Here is a 13,012-nt window from a genome sequence, read left to right as displayed (position 1 = left end):
TTCGATATTGAGTAATGCGCTTATTTTGACAGGTTAAACAAATCTTTCAATTAGATTATTACAGTATTCACATGATGCAAAAATAAGTTTGACATTGCTCATATATGCAACTAAATTATTTATTGCAGTATATAAATGGTGCAGTTAGTTGCTAGTGTTCCTATATAGTGCTCCCGTTGTTTTTGAAAGCTAGTCTGAGATGAGGATGTGCAATGTCGAATGTATTGAAAGCGGAAGCATCGGGGTGTGCTGAGCAGTCCCTTTCTCAGTTATTAGCACATGTAAGCGCGGTAATTAAACGTAGCGTCCCTGGTCGGCATTGGGTGACGGCAGAGATAACCAGTGTAAATCGAAATCGTTCTGGTAATCTGTACTTGCAGCTATCCGATAACAGTGACGGTGGGAGTGAATCTCAAGCGCGTGCTGTTGTTTGGTCAAATAGAACCTCTATCATTGGCGCGTTTGAAAGGAGTACTCAAATGACCTTTTCTGAAGGTTTGAGCATTCTTTGTTTAGTCGAAGTTCAGTTTCATACCAAGTATGGACTCAACTTGACCATCGTAGATATTAATCCCAGTTACACGATTGGGGCATTTGAGCTAAAGCTACAGCAGATCCGCAACTGGTTGGCAGATAAAAGGGAATCAGGCTTAAATCAGTCCTTGAGAACACCAACGGAGTTTACAAGGGTTGCCGTGATTGCACCGCAAAATGCGGCTGGGTTGAGTGACTTTCGCAGTGTAGCGCACTTGCTTGAACAGCACGACTTGTGTCAATTCGACTATTTCTACGCATCATTCCAAGGTGAGGCTAGGATAAGAGCCATTGAGATGGCGTTTACTGAACTGGTTCAAAATGAACATGCCTATGATGCAGTATGCGTGATTCGAGGTGGTGGTGATAAGGCTGGCCTTAACGAACTCAGTGAACCTAGACTTGCTCGGTTGGTTTGCCGCTGTCCATACCCTGTTTTCACAGGGATTGGGCACAGTACGGATTCTGTCATCCTTGATGAATTTGCTAATCAAGCCTTTGCGACGCCGACGAAAGTCATTGATCACATCAAACATACGATAATCCAAAATGCTCAATCTGTTCGTGCGAGCTATTCAACTCTTCAAAACATAGCGCAGTCGATATGTGACCAACAGCGTCAATCAATTACACACCAGAAAGAACGCATTGGCATTGGGCAGAGTGCCTCACTAAGTTGTTGGCGGAAGAACGCTGTAGAGCTCGGGGAGCGCTTGTTCGAACGAGCCAATAACCGTGTAAGAGAAAGCGGTGACATGGTCAATCGACAGTTCCAATATCTGAGTGCCAATGCAAACCAGAAACTAAATGCTTCACGTATGGGACTTAATCGCCTTCATGAGCAAGTGTTTCACCAATCAAAAGGCGCGTTGAGCCGTGCCAAATCTGCCGCCCTTGCGGAGCAGCAGATTATGAAACAATCGAGTACAGCTATAGTGATGTTGGCGAAACAAGATGTTTTGTCGGATTACAGAGACTTAAAGCAATTATCCAGACATCAGGTACACAACCATAAGCAAGCAACTCGTCAATTTTGGCTCAGCTTGAGCCAGTATTCCAAAACCTCGATAGATATTGCCAGTAATCAGACGGTTGCTGCCTCAAGTTCATTGATTATGTATGCGCGTATGCATGTACAGGGCCAGCAAAATCAGATCCAACAAGACAAGAATGTCCTCTTTGTGAATGCCAATAGGGCTTTGGCTACTCACCAAGATTTAGTCCGAAATGACAAGCGATTAATTGAGGCCTATGACCCTCAGAGAGTTTTAGAACGTGGCTACGCACTGATGTGTGATGATGAAGGCCACGTAATTAAAAGCACTCAACAACTTGTAAATAATCAACAGTATACAGTCCAATTGCATGATGGCAGTGCGACGGTAACCAACCACTCGTTCCAGAAGGATTCGCAACATGAACCAGCAAACTAGCAGCAGTTACATGGATAATTACTCGAAGCTTAAAGCAGCAGCAGAGGAGCTTTCTCAGCAAAATGTCCCTGATGTTGATCGCATCATTCCATTGGTAAAACAGGGAACAGAAGCCTATCAGCACTGCATGAGCCGTATTCAGCAAGTAGAAAAAATGCTGCAAGAGATAGAGCAGCAGGCGAGCTCTAGCCAGTAAAATGTAAACATACAGAGGTAAAGGCTACTAATGCCTTTACCTCTAATCAAAAATGGGCAGTGCCATTGGGCTCTGATTGACGCAATCCTCGAATTATTTTTAAAGGCCTCCAGTATCTAATCCGTCAAGCACAGTCTTACAAGACCATTCTGAATATCCCTTCAACTGTAGACTGAGAAGCTGTGACTACACAATTAAAATTGATCTACGTCAAATGAATGTAATTTAATTTTATCGCATCCATTCGAACCAACTTTCACAAATATTGACTCAACTTGGTCGTAACTATCTGAATAATAGTGATTTTTACTGATTTTTTACTATTATAAATAATAATCTGTAATTTAATTATTATTTATAATATTTTCAATAAAATCAATGGCTTGAAGTGTTTGTTTCTTTAAGGTTACTATTTGTGTCGAAGGCAAAAACAATAATAAGAATACAACTATCACAACAATATAAAGGCTTTTTGCAATGACAAAAAAATCAAACACAGAGATCCGTAAAGTAAAGGAAGAGCTCGAGAAAGCGCAATCAAGAGCACGAGCCAGAACGTTATCACTGAATAATTTTTACAAGAAGGTCAGCACGCTTCAACAGAGTTTGGATGACGTACTGTACAAGCATGATCAGCGAGGTATCGAGGCTAGTATTACAGTCTATACCAAGGTCGCTAGTGCCTATAATGGTGTGCCACAGGCCACATTCGTCGATTTAATTCGGAACACTAAAGGCTGGAAGTTGGTGGGCGTTCGTCGTGATACGGGGATTCCAGCAGATATCCAGATCCACAATCTAGATAAGTACAAGGAGCAAATTGCTTACAAAATCACTCGTGATAAACACAGGATAGTTTGTCCTGACATACAGGATTAATTAACAAAGCCCTATTCGTAGGGCATCGATACAACAACTAAGGGGAATGCAACACTATGATTAATAAATAAAAAGGAATAATAATGATTCTCAATATACTAAAACGAAACCGCAAATATTTCGCCGCAGAAACAGACAGCAAACGCAAATGTAAACTGCTTATTGATTCGAATTCTGAAAACTTAGAGCTTGGTGAACACTGCCTAGCGGTAGAAGATATCTCTGTACGATCTAAGTATGGAACCGACTTAATTTACAAACTTAGCGCTAGCGCGGAGGCTCAAGCAGAGCAGGGCATAGTGTCGCTCAAGGCCGATTACAACTCTCAGTTAGTTAAAGAGTGCCGTAAGCTCGGTGGCTCGTGGGATAAAGAGCAAAACGCATGGATATTTCCTGGCTTTGTTGCTGATGAGGTAGAAGAGCTGGATGAAATATACAATAGCGCTCTTGTTACAGTAGAGATTACAGCCCTTGATGAAATTCGCGCACGTGCCAGAGGACTTGATTTCCTGGGGCGCCCGCTTTGCAAAGCTTTTTCTCGTGATTCAGGCGCTCGCATTGATAGCGAAGTTGCGCTCATTTCAGGATGCGCGACTTCGGGAGGCTGGCAAGAGAATTGGACTACCGTTCTCAAGGAAGATTCAGTACTTCGTTTTCAAATACCTTCAAAGATCCTTGAGATACATCAAGACGATCGGTTTGACGTCAAGATAATCAAATAGTCATAAAAATTACTGGAAGCTGGCTGCATGTAAGCAGTGCGGCTAGCTTCCCCACACCACTAACAATTGAAAATAAAGGTAATCTATTATGAATGAAGCAGTTATGTTGACGGTAGGTCAACACTATCCAATGCAGATCCCAGCACACGGACAAGGTGCCATTGCAGAATTTATGCGACCATTTGGTAACAGGCTGGTAGTTGTTATGCCTGATATCTCTCAATATGAAGAGAGCATCTTACGTCGTGGTGAGTTGTACTGTGGTCTACTTGAAAAGGATGGCGCTATTTTGTTGCTTTGGCAGTTCCGAGATGGCAAGACAAAGGTAACGACATTTGATAGCCCTTTTGACGCGAGGTTAATTCCTGACATTGTCATGGGAGAACTGAGCACTACAGAATCAAGATATTGTATTGATATCCATATTGTTGACTCTTCTACCCATGTAGTGAGGGGGTTACGCTCAATAACAATGCCACCAGGGTTGTCGAGAGAATTGATGATTGCTATGAAAAAGCAACTGGGAAGTCGCTCAAATGGTGAGGCTCAAATGAGTCGGTGGATGCAGAAGCCCCCACATAAATTAGCGAAGAAGACGCTAATGTGGAAAATGGGAGGTTGGTGCTCTGATAGCCAACAGGCATTTAGTTGTCTTTTGGCAGAAATGACTTAACACGAAAACAACGAGAACAACTGAGCTGAAGCTTTCATAGCGTTAGTACCAGTTCAGAATCTACAGGCCACTTTCTCTATTTATATATAATAGAGTAAAAGTGGCCTTTTCTTTACCCAAAGCTACCGCTTTGAATAATTCGATAGATTCATGGGCACTAGCCCATGGGATTCCAGTCCTTTCTTTTTTTTATTTAACCTCATACGCATGCAGTGGCATTTGAATGATGACTTGGATACTATTCCTATGAATAGAAGAAGGAAACGCTACATGGGAAGTCGTAAAATTGCTGTTCTCATTGACTCTGAGAACACCCCACATTCTAAATTGAGTTCTATCATCGAAGAGTTATCACGCTACGGTCAAATCATCGTCAAACGTGCATACGGCGACTTCTCAACTGAGCAACTCAAAAACTGGAAACAACCCCTCAATGAGCTTGCTATACAAGCGAAGCAGCAATTTGCATACACTACGGGCAAGAACTCCACTGACGCATTGATGATTATTGATGCAATGGATCTGCTTTACAGTCAGCGGTTCGATGCTTTTGCACTCATCTCAAGTGATAGTGATTTCACTAGCCTAGCAACAAGGCTGAGAGAGTCTGAAATGTACGTCATAGGAGTTGGGAAGGCAATGACGCCTGCTTCGTTTAAAAACGCCTGTGATGATTTTGTCGCTATTGAAAACCTAAACGGGGATAAGCCACAGGAAGAGTCCACGCAACCTCCTCAACAATCCACTCAGATAACTGGTGTTGAGAAAGAAATCTGGCAACTGATGCACCGAGCATGGCAAAACTATCATGATGAGTCTGGCTGGGCCAAACTGGGTGAGGTAGGGCAGTATCTTTAACGCTTGAAGCCTGACTTTGACCCGCGTAATTATGGTTTGAAGAAGCTATCTGATTTTTTCGACAAGTTCCCTAACCGTTACTCCACACGTCAATCGAAGCAATCGGGTTTGGAATTTAGACTGGTGACTAAAGGGAGTAAGCATTAGTTCTCGTTTTGCGTTCGATGTTCACAGCATTAGATACGCTCAGCCAAATTAATTTGATAAGACAATCTAGCAAGGCTGCCAAGTGGGTAGATAGATGAACATATGCTATTTGTAGTAATGGCATGGTGTTTCATTTAGAATCACTCGGACAAAGTTGGTCGTATTGGTAGTCAGATGAATAACTGGAAAAGCTGGAAAATCAAATATAGCAAGCAGATAGAACATGTTGCTGGTTATGAAGAAGCATTTGTCGACAGAGTTCTGAGCCAGATCCCTGAAATTTCTCCAGATGATGTTATCCCCCAATATCACTTCGTTGATGATTACAATGGTAATAGATACATAGATTTTATGATCCTTAACAAGGCGAAAGGATACTATTTACCTATTGAGCTTGATGGCACGTATAAAGATGTTAACCATCAGAAATGGAAAGACTTCCTTGTTCGTCAAAACTCATTGATTACCAAGTTCGGCATTGTACTTAGATTTAGCAATAAACAAATGTTAGGTGAGCCCAAGAGTGTTATTAATAAAATCCGACATACTCTGGATATCCAATCAAATAATAAGATAACAGAAGCATCTAAACAGAGAGAGCGAGAAAGTTTAATTTCATGGTATAACAATAAGTTAAGTGAGCTTTCTAGGGAGAATGACAACACCGAAAGCATTACAAGACAAATAACGGATCTGCGAGTTTTAGTTGAAGAAATACGCCTGTCGACTCCTGCGTTTCAGAATGAAGTAAAAGCGAGTCCTGAACCCGTAAAGTCAGAAGGAAAATCTAACTTTTGGCTTGGTGTTAGCATTACGCTCGCAGCGGTGTTACTTGTGGCTATTTTTATGACTAACAATCAAAATGATCCTTTTGAAAGTAAAAATCCTTCTTCTTTAGTGACGTTGAATCCAACGTCAGATAAAGAATCTGAGCACACATTAGCGACATCGAAAGAAAACTTTCAAGCCGTAACGCATGCGCTTGACGAAAATGAATTTAGTGTAGAATCATTACACTCAGTTGATGCTTGGCAAGAAGTTCCCGAAGAAAATATTAAACAGGTGTTATCCAATGAAGATTGGCCGCCTGCCAATACTATTGCTGTTGCATCGGCTTCAAAACACGAAGGGGCCTATAACGTTGTGTGTGGTGTAGTGGTTCAAGTAACTAATTTTTCAAAAGGTACGTACTTGAATTTTGAAAAAGCCTTTCCAGACACACCCTTCACTTCAGTTGTTTGGGATTCTGATGCTGACTATGTCCTAACCAACATCGCTTCGTTTAACGTTTTGAGAAACCAAAAAGTATGCGTTCATGGAGAAATTACCATATACAATGGACGTCCTCAGATGATCGTTAACTCCCCAAATCAAATTGAACTGTTTTAAGGTGAAAGTATGAATCGTAAGCTCGCACTGATGTTTGTAATGCTAAGTACTTCCTTTCTATCCAACGCGAAAGAGCCAAGAATTGAAGCAAGTAAAGCGGCTTTTCATGTAGGTGATACAGTGATGGCTTGTGGGACGGTAGCACAGGTTTCTAAAGGTAAAAAGGCACATTATTTGAATCTTGATAATCGTTATCCAAATCAGACATTAGCAGTGCTAATCTGGGACAGTAACTTACAGGGTTTTGAGCAGCGGTTTGGTAAGATTACTAAGTTTGAAAGCCAACGCGTCTGCGCACGTGGACAGATTACTGAGTACAAGAATTCACTTCAGATGCAAGTTTCAAACCCGCAATTTCTTCGATTGATGAAGTAGAAGTTTGTCTCTATATGCTTGTTTTTATGGCGTATATAGTTTTGGTTTATCAGGTGTGCTCGTAGGCGGCCAATTGTGGTAAATGGTAGTGGTGGTAACAGAGTCAGTAATTATTGTAGCGAAATCATTCAGTAATTGCTGAAGGACATCCTACACTATGACCCACACTTGATGACTGGCAGATCTTGCCATTTCGTTGTGTAGTGGGGCGTTAGCATTTCACGCCGCATGCCCCATTTCTGCGCTATTCCTTGTGCCCCTAGAAATAAGGTGTCAGATCCATAACGCTGGTTTATCGTGTCATACACAGCCATGAGTTTTGGGTCGTTGGGCATAGGGTTAAACAGATCTAACTGTTCATGTTTGCCATCGGTTAAGTCCAGTAGCCCTACGCCAATTTTGTAGAAGCGAACACCTTCAAAAAATAGCTCTTCTGCCAGTAAAGTGGCGGCTTTAGTGATTTGTGTTACATCTGAAGTAGGGTAGGCAAACCTATGAACCGCCCTGCGCGTTACAGCCTTTTCATCGAAGGGGGAGCTGTTAGCGAAGCATAACATCACCTTACACAGGCTTTTCTGCTGACGCGCCTTTGACGACGCTATATTCGCATGCTTTGCTAAAGCCTGGCGCAATGATTCCAGGTCGGTAATACGCTGACCAGCACTCCTTGTAGAGTAAATTTGTTTTTTGTCTGCCCTCGATTGATCCCAAGCTTTGCATGGTTGTCCGTTGAGCTCTCGGATAGTGCGTTCGACTTCGACGTTAAATTCTTTACGAGCTAACGCTGGTGGATAGTTAGCTAGCTCCAGTGCTGTATTGATACCCATGAACTTCAAACGAGCTTGTATTTTCTTACCAATGCCCCAGACGTCACCAGCACTGAGCTTTGACAGTATGGCTCTGCGATCGTTTTCGTTGTCGAGTACACAAACTCCGTCATACCCGTATATTTTCTTTGCGGCATGGTTAGCAACTTTAGCTAGTGTAAGAGTTGCTCCAAAGCCAACGCAAACGGGTAAACGACATTCTCGCCATACAGCTCGCCTCAGCTTCATTCCATGCGTTTTCAAGCATGGAATGGCAGGGTAACAACGTTCGAATGATAGGAAAGATTCATCGATACTGTAGATGTGCTGCTCTGGGGCGTACCGACCAATTACTTGCATCATTTTGGACGAGAGGTCGGCGTATAACTCATAATTGGATGATAAGGCGATTACGCCTTTCTGTTCACACAGTGCTTTAACTTGAAAGAACGGTTTGAACTTCTCAATGCCTGCATCTCTGGCCTGTCGATTTGCAGCCACCACGCACCCGTCGTTGTTAGATAGAACAATGACGGGCTTACCTCGCCAGTCGGGACGGAAGACTTGCTCAGCACTACAATAAAATGAGTTTGCATCTACTAAGGCATACACTATTTTGTTCTCAGTAGGTGGCTTGGCCTGTGACAACGTATGGATCGGATGACCACACCTTCTAAAGAGAAGGAATCACATTCTGTAATCAAGGCTGGTTGGTATTTGTTGTTTGCTGACAGTAGCAGCTTGCGATGAATATCAATCTGCTTACATATGAACTCACCATTGAGATTCGCGACGATAACATCGTTATGTTTTACATCCACATGTCGATCAACGATCAGCAAATCTTGATCAAATATGCCAAGCCCTTGCATAGAGTCACCACACGCACGCCCAATAAATGTTGCGCTGGGGTGCTCTACTAGCAGTTCATCTAGATCTAAAGAGAGCTGAGTGTACTCGGTAGCTGGAGACTCAAATCCAGTGATGCCAGCATGTGCGCTAATTGGAATAACTTTCATAAATAATACTGTATAAATAGACAGTGTTATTTTGGTGTGGAAAAGTCATTTTGGCAAGTGGCTGTGAACTGTTTGCGCAATGTCTCAGCAAATTTAATGTTGCGCTTTGAAGGCGGGTTCCTATGATTTCGTAAAATTACTATTGGCGTTAGCGAGATACTTAACCGATTCTGTAGGATCAAAACTCAAACATCGAAACGTCCTACAATGTGACTTTTGACTCAATTCAACAATGAACAATGCCTTGGTGATACTTTACGACATACAATCTAGATAATGTATAGCAAAACGTATCATTATTTATGAATCCATCAGACCTAGATAAGCTTAAAGAACTATCAATATTTACCACATCAGACGCCGCACAATTAGGCATAACGCGTGCAGCTCTTGGTCGCGCTGTGGAAAAAGGACTTCTAGAAAAACTACAAAGAGGGCTGTACGGATATATTGGTCGAGAAGAGTCAGAAATGCAGTCTTTTGCGGTGGTTAGTGCCAGAGCGAAGAATGGCATTATTTGCCTTCTGTCCGCTCTTAGATACCATAATCTTACTACCCAAGCCCCTTTCCAAATATGGCTATGCATTAAAAAAGGTGATAGGGCACCTAGCATTGAATATCCAAAAATTCAGATAATTAGGAGCAGGGAAACAGAGCACTTTGGAGTTATCTGCACAAAGATTGATGGTGTCCCTGTGCTGGTTACGGACATTGAGAGAACAATTGTTGATTGCTTTAAGTTTCGCAATAAAATTGGTGTTGATGTTGCAATTGAAGCACTTACAGAGGCACAGCGAGCCAACAAGTTGAACCAAGAGAGGATATGGGAGTATGCTAAACGCTACCGAATGACGAATGTGATGATGCGCTACATGCAGGCGCTAAGCTTGACGCTCTGACAGAATTGGAGATTAACGAGAGGGCCGCTGGCTCTCTCGTTTGTTTTTAATTGATGCCGCCGTTGGCGAAGGGGCGAGTTTACTTCTCACTCTCTTTTTTCTTGGGAATTGGGTTTCCTCGTTCTTCTTCGTATGCAATTCTAAACTTGGATACGCCAGATTGTGTGGCTGTGGGTGGAAGAGGAGTGAGTAGAGACTCATCACAGTTTTTAAGTCGCGAAGCTCTATCTCTTGCCAGAACGGCCCTCTTTTGTTCTGCTGTTTTACCAGCGCCATCCTTGCTTTTTCTGTTCTTGAGGCTGTATTTATTGTTAATCGCTTTAGCGATTTCATCATTCTTGTATTTTTCTGTGTTAAAGCTAGTTCGCTCATATCCTAGATTGGTGAGAATTGACTCTAGCCGAGCAACTGCCTGCTGAATGTCTTGTGCTTCATCTGCTCGTAGTTCCGCGACGCCTAGTTCTTCAACTTCTCCGATCCAGTCGCACAACTCATGTATTGGTTTAGCGCTGTTGTAAATCATATTGCTATCCTTGTGCACAAACTTTTCTCTGCGCTCATCAAGAGTCTTTGCTGAGATTTGATTTTGAAGGATGGCATACTGAAGGATTGGCTTCATCTCTTCGAAGTAACGAGGTTTCAGGTGCATGTTCATCCCATGCAGCTCAGGATCGTAATATTCTGTTGCGTATAGCTGCACAACCTCCATTCTGCTCACTGGCATTTTTGTTAGCTGATGCAGTGGAATGGTGATGATAGGCTTGCTGAGAATAACCTCATTGCCCCTTTTAATTAGTGCGCGGATGTGAAGACTAACCTTTTTGTCTTTTACTGTTGCCAGCTCATCCAGTTGATGCAACTTGGGAAATACTTTACTGTACGAAATCGAGTATCCATTATTATCGGATTTAATTTCAGAAGGGGTGTTTAGTTTATTTCGCAGAGCGATTGCTTGTTCTTCAATACTCATTTTAAATGCCTTTATTATTATTTTTATTGGCTTGAATATATGGTTGCATTAACTCACATTAAGGTCAATAATATTTATTAGTAATTGACAAGTTAATTTTATGCATTATGTAATTATTCTCAACTTTTTGTTAGGTTTGTGGGTTTTAATAAATAGTGAATGAATAACCGATTGGTTTACTAAATTAATTAATTTGTCATATTGTGTGTTCTTTATATTTTAAGGTGTTTTAATGTGGTATTTCTAATATTAAATGTCAGCAAGTTGTGGGAGAGATATATCTACCAATTAATATAACTTACGCAAGTTACAAATGTCATGTTGGTTAATATTACTTCACTTTAAATCAATGTCTTACGATAGATTGATAGCAAAAGCAAAGCCACCCGTAGGTGGCTGGAGTTAGAGCGAGAGGCTTGAACTCAAGTCATGGTTTTTGGTAAGGGCTTCGATGTCACTGCCACCAATACGGCTCAGTATCTTATCCAAATCGTCCTCATGGAGTATCTGAGGCTGCGCATTGTGCTTAAGCTTGAAATCATCCTGCTTCTGATAGTCGCCCGCATGCGTTTCAATTTCCACTCCAATAATGCTGAACATTTGAAGAATCCTTTCTATGAATTCGATGAGCATTTCGGCCATGCGCTGATTAACCAGAGCATTGAATTCGCCCCTAGTCATCTTTTTGTTGCTCGACCATTGCTGGTTGTACTCGAACTTATGCCAGCGGCGCTTGGTTGCTTTTACGCGAATGACGAATGCGCGAAGCTTAGGATTGAACCTCATGTAGTCTTTCTCGCCAGTCTGATTAAATAGCCTCTCATAGACAGGTAGGCTGACCGCATTAATAGCTGCTTTGACCTTGGCTTCATCTTTGAGCTTGTAGCGGCACACCACGTTGCAGTAGGCGTTATCCTCGATGGGCTGATTGAAGCCTAGCTGAACGTCTGGGTCAGGACTTATGCCAAACTTCCTCGCACCTTCTTTAATGTTCATCTGGCGAACCATGGACGCCTCTTTATCGTTAAGAGCAAAACATCCTGTTTCTAGCAGTGAACTAAACTTGTAGACGCCGCCGTGGCCGATCTTGCTACCTGGAATGTATTTGGCAGCGTTAATGCCATCCTTGCCACTGTTATTGCCATTATTAGCAGTTAGGCTCTTTTTCGCGTTCCTAGAAAGTCGGAAGCTAATGCCTGCGGGGTGTTTGTCGCCAAGTTTTTTGTAGCTAAGACTTGCAGCCACTCCAGCAAGTTCAAGTTGCTCCAAGAACTCAAGCAGGGTGGGCTGATAGTCAAGAACTTCATTTTGCTTGATGACGCTGCTAATGGCCCTTGCAATCCGTGCTTTTTGACTTGTTTGCCTTGCGGCTTTCGATTTGCCAATCTTGCTTTTATCGGTGTAGTCTTCTGTAACATCTTGGTCAAGGCGGTCGCCTGGATTTGGTACTGCTTCGAGTCCAAACCATCTTTCGTACTTCCTCATTAATTTGGTGGCTTTCTTTCGATCTTGCCAATGATTCAGTACTTTTTTAGTTACAGCATCTGTACCGCTATACACAAGGTGTATGTGCTCTTTTTTAGTGTCACGGTGTATAAAAAAAATGTACTTAGCGCCTTGCAGCCCGAGCTCTTTAACGTAATCTCTGGCAAGTTGAAGCCATTGCTTGCGTGTTAGATGTTCGCCTTCTCGGAGGCTAATCATCTCGTGAATCGGATCTTTTATTAAGCCTTTCATGCTTTTCACTGAGCCGATTTCCCTACCAATATGCGACCAATCCATTTGATGGTGTGGCAGGAAGGGGGTTAGTAGAGTCGGCAGTGGAGAGGCGATATTACCGCTAGTCAGGAACTCGGTTTTTGAGCTCAGAGGGTCGTGGTCATTGTGGTCTTTTGTTTTGCCCGCCACGTAGTTTGCTCTATTTAGTCCATCGAGCTGGTCGAGGTCTTTAGTTGTGCCAGCAACATAGTTAGCGCGGTCTTCGCCTTTCTGCGTAGCGCCATTATTCTTGGGCACGTTTTTGAATCTAATTCTGATCATGTGAGTTACCTTTATTATTATTTTTGGTGGTAAGTGGAGTAGGAAAGGCAAACTCGACTTGCTTTTGATTTG

At 42.4% G+C, this 13,012-nt stretch carries 14 protein-coding genes; 10 read left to right on the top strand and 4 right to left on the bottom strand.

Going from position 1 to position 13,012, the window contains the following annotated elements; all coding sequences use genetic code 11:
- The first annotated feature begins 212 nt into the window (after positions 1 to 212).
- The 9 genes from R7Q39_RS05660 to R7Q39_RS05620 all read left to right on the top strand — a co-directional run bounded on the left by R7Q39_RS05660 (position 213) and on the right by R7Q39_RS05620 (position 7,206).
- Complete coding sequence (locus R7Q39_RS05660; RefSeq protein ID WP_318075879.1) at positions 213 to 1,967, top strand: exodeoxyribonuclease VII large subunit; 1,755 nt, start codon at positions 213 to 215, stop codon at positions 1,965 to 1,967.
- Positions 1,951 to 2,163, top strand: a complete 213-nt coding sequence (xseB, locus tag R7Q39_RS05655) for an exodeoxyribonuclease VII small subunit (RefSeq protein ID WP_031812593.1) — start codon at positions 1,951 to 1,953, stop codon at positions 2,161 to 2,163. The genes R7Q39_RS05660 and xseB overlap by 17 nt, the downstream gene beginning before the upstream one ends.
- A gap of 477 nt (positions 2,164 to 2,640) precedes the next feature.
- Complete coding sequence (locus R7Q39_RS05650) at positions 2,641 to 3,042, top strand: hypothetical protein (RefSeq protein WP_318075878.1); 402 nt, start codon at positions 2,641 to 2,643, stop codon at positions 3,040 to 3,042.
- A gap of 83 nt (positions 3,043 to 3,125) precedes the next feature.
- Positions 3,126 to 3,764 carry a hypothetical protein gene (locus R7Q39_RS05645; protein WP_318075877.1) on the top strand — a complete coding sequence of 213 codons (639 nt, stop codon included), beginning with the start codon at positions 3,126 to 3,128 and terminating at the stop codon, positions 3,762 to 3,764.
- Between the two features lie 88 nt (positions 3,765 to 3,852).
- Positions 3,853 to 4,437, top strand: coding sequence for a hypothetical protein (locus tag R7Q39_RS05640; protein ID WP_318075876.1), 585 nt, complete (start codon positions 3,853 to 3,855; stop codon positions 4,435 to 4,437).
- A 270-nt stretch (positions 4,438 to 4,707) separates the two neighbouring features.
- The gene (locus R7Q39_RS05635) at positions 4,708 to 5,295 is read left to right on the top strand and encodes an NYN domain-containing protein (RefSeq protein WP_318075875.1); all 588 of its coding nucleotides are present in this window, start codon (positions 4,708 to 4,710) and stop codon (positions 5,293 to 5,295) included.
- 3 nt (positions 5,296 to 5,298) lie between these two features.
- Positions 5,299 to 5,442, top strand: a complete 144-nt coding sequence (locus tag R7Q39_RS05630; protein ID WP_318075874.1) for an OST-HTH/LOTUS domain-containing protein — start codon at positions 5,299 to 5,301, stop codon at positions 5,440 to 5,442.
- Positions 5,443 to 5,616: 174 nt separating this feature from the next.
- Positions 5,617 to 6,831 (top strand): hypothetical protein, encoded by a 1,215-nt coding sequence (locus R7Q39_RS05625; RefSeq protein ID WP_318075873.1) that lies wholly within the window; start codon positions 5,617 to 5,619, stop codon positions 6,829 to 6,831.
- A gap of 9 nt (positions 6,832 to 6,840) precedes the next feature.
- Positions 6,841 to 7,206 carry a hypothetical protein gene (locus tag R7Q39_RS05620; RefSeq protein ID WP_318075872.1) on the top strand — a complete coding sequence of 122 codons (366 nt, stop codon included), beginning with the start codon at positions 6,841 to 6,843 and terminating at the stop codon, positions 7,204 to 7,206.
- 155 nt (positions 7,207 to 7,361) lie between these two features.
- Here R7Q39_RS05620 and R7Q39_RS05615 read toward each other — a convergent pair whose 3' ends face one another.
- Positions 7,362 to 8,624, bottom strand: coding sequence for a Y-family DNA polymerase (locus tag R7Q39_RS05615; RefSeq protein ID WP_318075871.1), 1,263 nt, complete (start codon positions 8,622 to 8,624; stop codon positions 7,362 to 7,364).
- Positions 8,624 to 9,031 carry a translesion error-prone DNA polymerase V autoproteolytic subunit gene (locus tag R7Q39_RS05610; protein ID WP_318075870.1) on the bottom strand — a complete coding sequence of 136 codons (408 nt, stop codon included), beginning with the start codon at positions 9,029 to 9,031 and terminating at the stop codon, positions 8,624 to 8,626. Before R7Q39_RS05610 ends, R7Q39_RS05615 begins: the two co-directional genes overlap by 1 nt.
- Positions 9,032 to 9,333: 302 nt before the next feature.
- Here R7Q39_RS05610 and R7Q39_RS05605 point away from each other — a divergent pair, with 302 nt between their 5' ends.
- The gene (locus R7Q39_RS05605) at positions 9,334 to 9,930 is read left to right on the top strand and encodes a type IV toxin-antitoxin system AbiEi family antitoxin domain-containing protein (RefSeq protein WP_318075869.1); all 597 of its coding nucleotides are present in this window, start codon (positions 9,334 to 9,336) and stop codon (positions 9,928 to 9,930) included.
- Positions 9,931 to 10,009: 79 nt separating this feature from the next.
- Here the strand turns inward: R7Q39_RS05605 and R7Q39_RS05600 are convergent, their stop codons facing one another.
- Positions 10,010 to 10,900 (bottom strand): hypothetical protein, encoded by an 891-nt coding sequence (locus tag R7Q39_RS05600; RefSeq protein ID WP_318075868.1) that lies wholly within the window; start codon positions 10,898 to 10,900, stop codon positions 10,010 to 10,012.
- Between the two features lie 402 nt (positions 10,901 to 11,302).
- Positions 11,303 to 12,940 carry a relaxase/mobilization nuclease domain-containing protein gene (locus tag R7Q39_RS05595; RefSeq protein ID WP_318075867.1) on the bottom strand — a complete coding sequence of 546 codons (1,638 nt, stop codon included), beginning with the start codon at positions 12,938 to 12,940 and terminating at the stop codon, positions 11,303 to 11,305.
- Positions 12,941 to 13,012 lie beyond the last annotated feature (72 nt).

It is taken from the genome of Vibrio sp. 947 (assembly GCF_033339115.1).
GTDB lineage: Bacteria > Pseudomonadota > Gammaproteobacteria > Enterobacterales > Vibrionaceae > Vibrio > Vibrio alginolyticus.
The sequence above is the reverse complement of the archived record's forward strand: the minus strand, read 5'-3'. Positions and strand labels throughout refer to the sequence as shown.

Coding starts and splice junctions, on each gene's coding strand:
- R7Q39_RS05640 (WP_318075876.1), top strand. CDS start 3,853: ATGAATGAAGCAGTTATGTTGACGGTAGGTCAACACTATCCAATGCAG.
- R7Q39_RS05595 (WP_318075867.1), bottom strand. CDS start 12,940: ATGATCAGAATTAGATTCAAAAACGTGCCCAAGAATAATGGCGCTACG.
- R7Q39_RS05635 (WP_318075875.1), top strand. CDS start 4,708: ATGGGAAGTCGTAAAATTGCTGTTCTCATTGACTCTGAGAACACCCCA.
- R7Q39_RS05660 (WP_318075879.1), top strand. CDS start 213: ATGTCGAATGTATTGAAAGCGGAAGCATCGGGGTGTGCTGAGCAGTCC.
- R7Q39_RS05625 (WP_318075873.1), top strand. CDS start 5,617: ATGAATAACTGGAAAAGCTGGAAAATCAAATATAGCAAGCAGATAGAA.
- R7Q39_RS05610 (WP_318075870.1), bottom strand. CDS start 9,031: ATGAAAGTTATTCCAATTAGCGCACATGCTGGCATCACTGGATTTGAG.
- R7Q39_RS05645 (WP_318075877.1), top strand. CDS start 3,126: ATGATTCTCAATATACTAAAACGAAACCGCAAATATTTCGCCGCAGAA.
- R7Q39_RS05600 (WP_318075868.1), bottom strand. CDS start 10,900: ATGAGTATTGAAGAACAAGCAATCGCTCTGCGAAATAAACTAAACACC.
- xseB (WP_031812593.1), top strand. CDS start 1,951: ATGAACCAGCAAACTAGCAGCAGTTACATGGATAATTACTCGAAGCTT.
- R7Q39_RS05620 (WP_318075872.1), top strand. CDS start 6,841: ATGAATCGTAAGCTCGCACTGATGTTTGTAATGCTAAGTACTTCCTTT.
- R7Q39_RS05650 (WP_318075878.1), top strand. CDS start 2,641: ATGACAAAAAAATCAAACACAGAGATCCGTAAAGTAAAGGAAGAGCTC.
- R7Q39_RS05605 (WP_318075869.1), top strand. CDS start 9,334: ATGAATCCATCAGACCTAGATAAGCTTAAAGAACTATCAATATTTACC.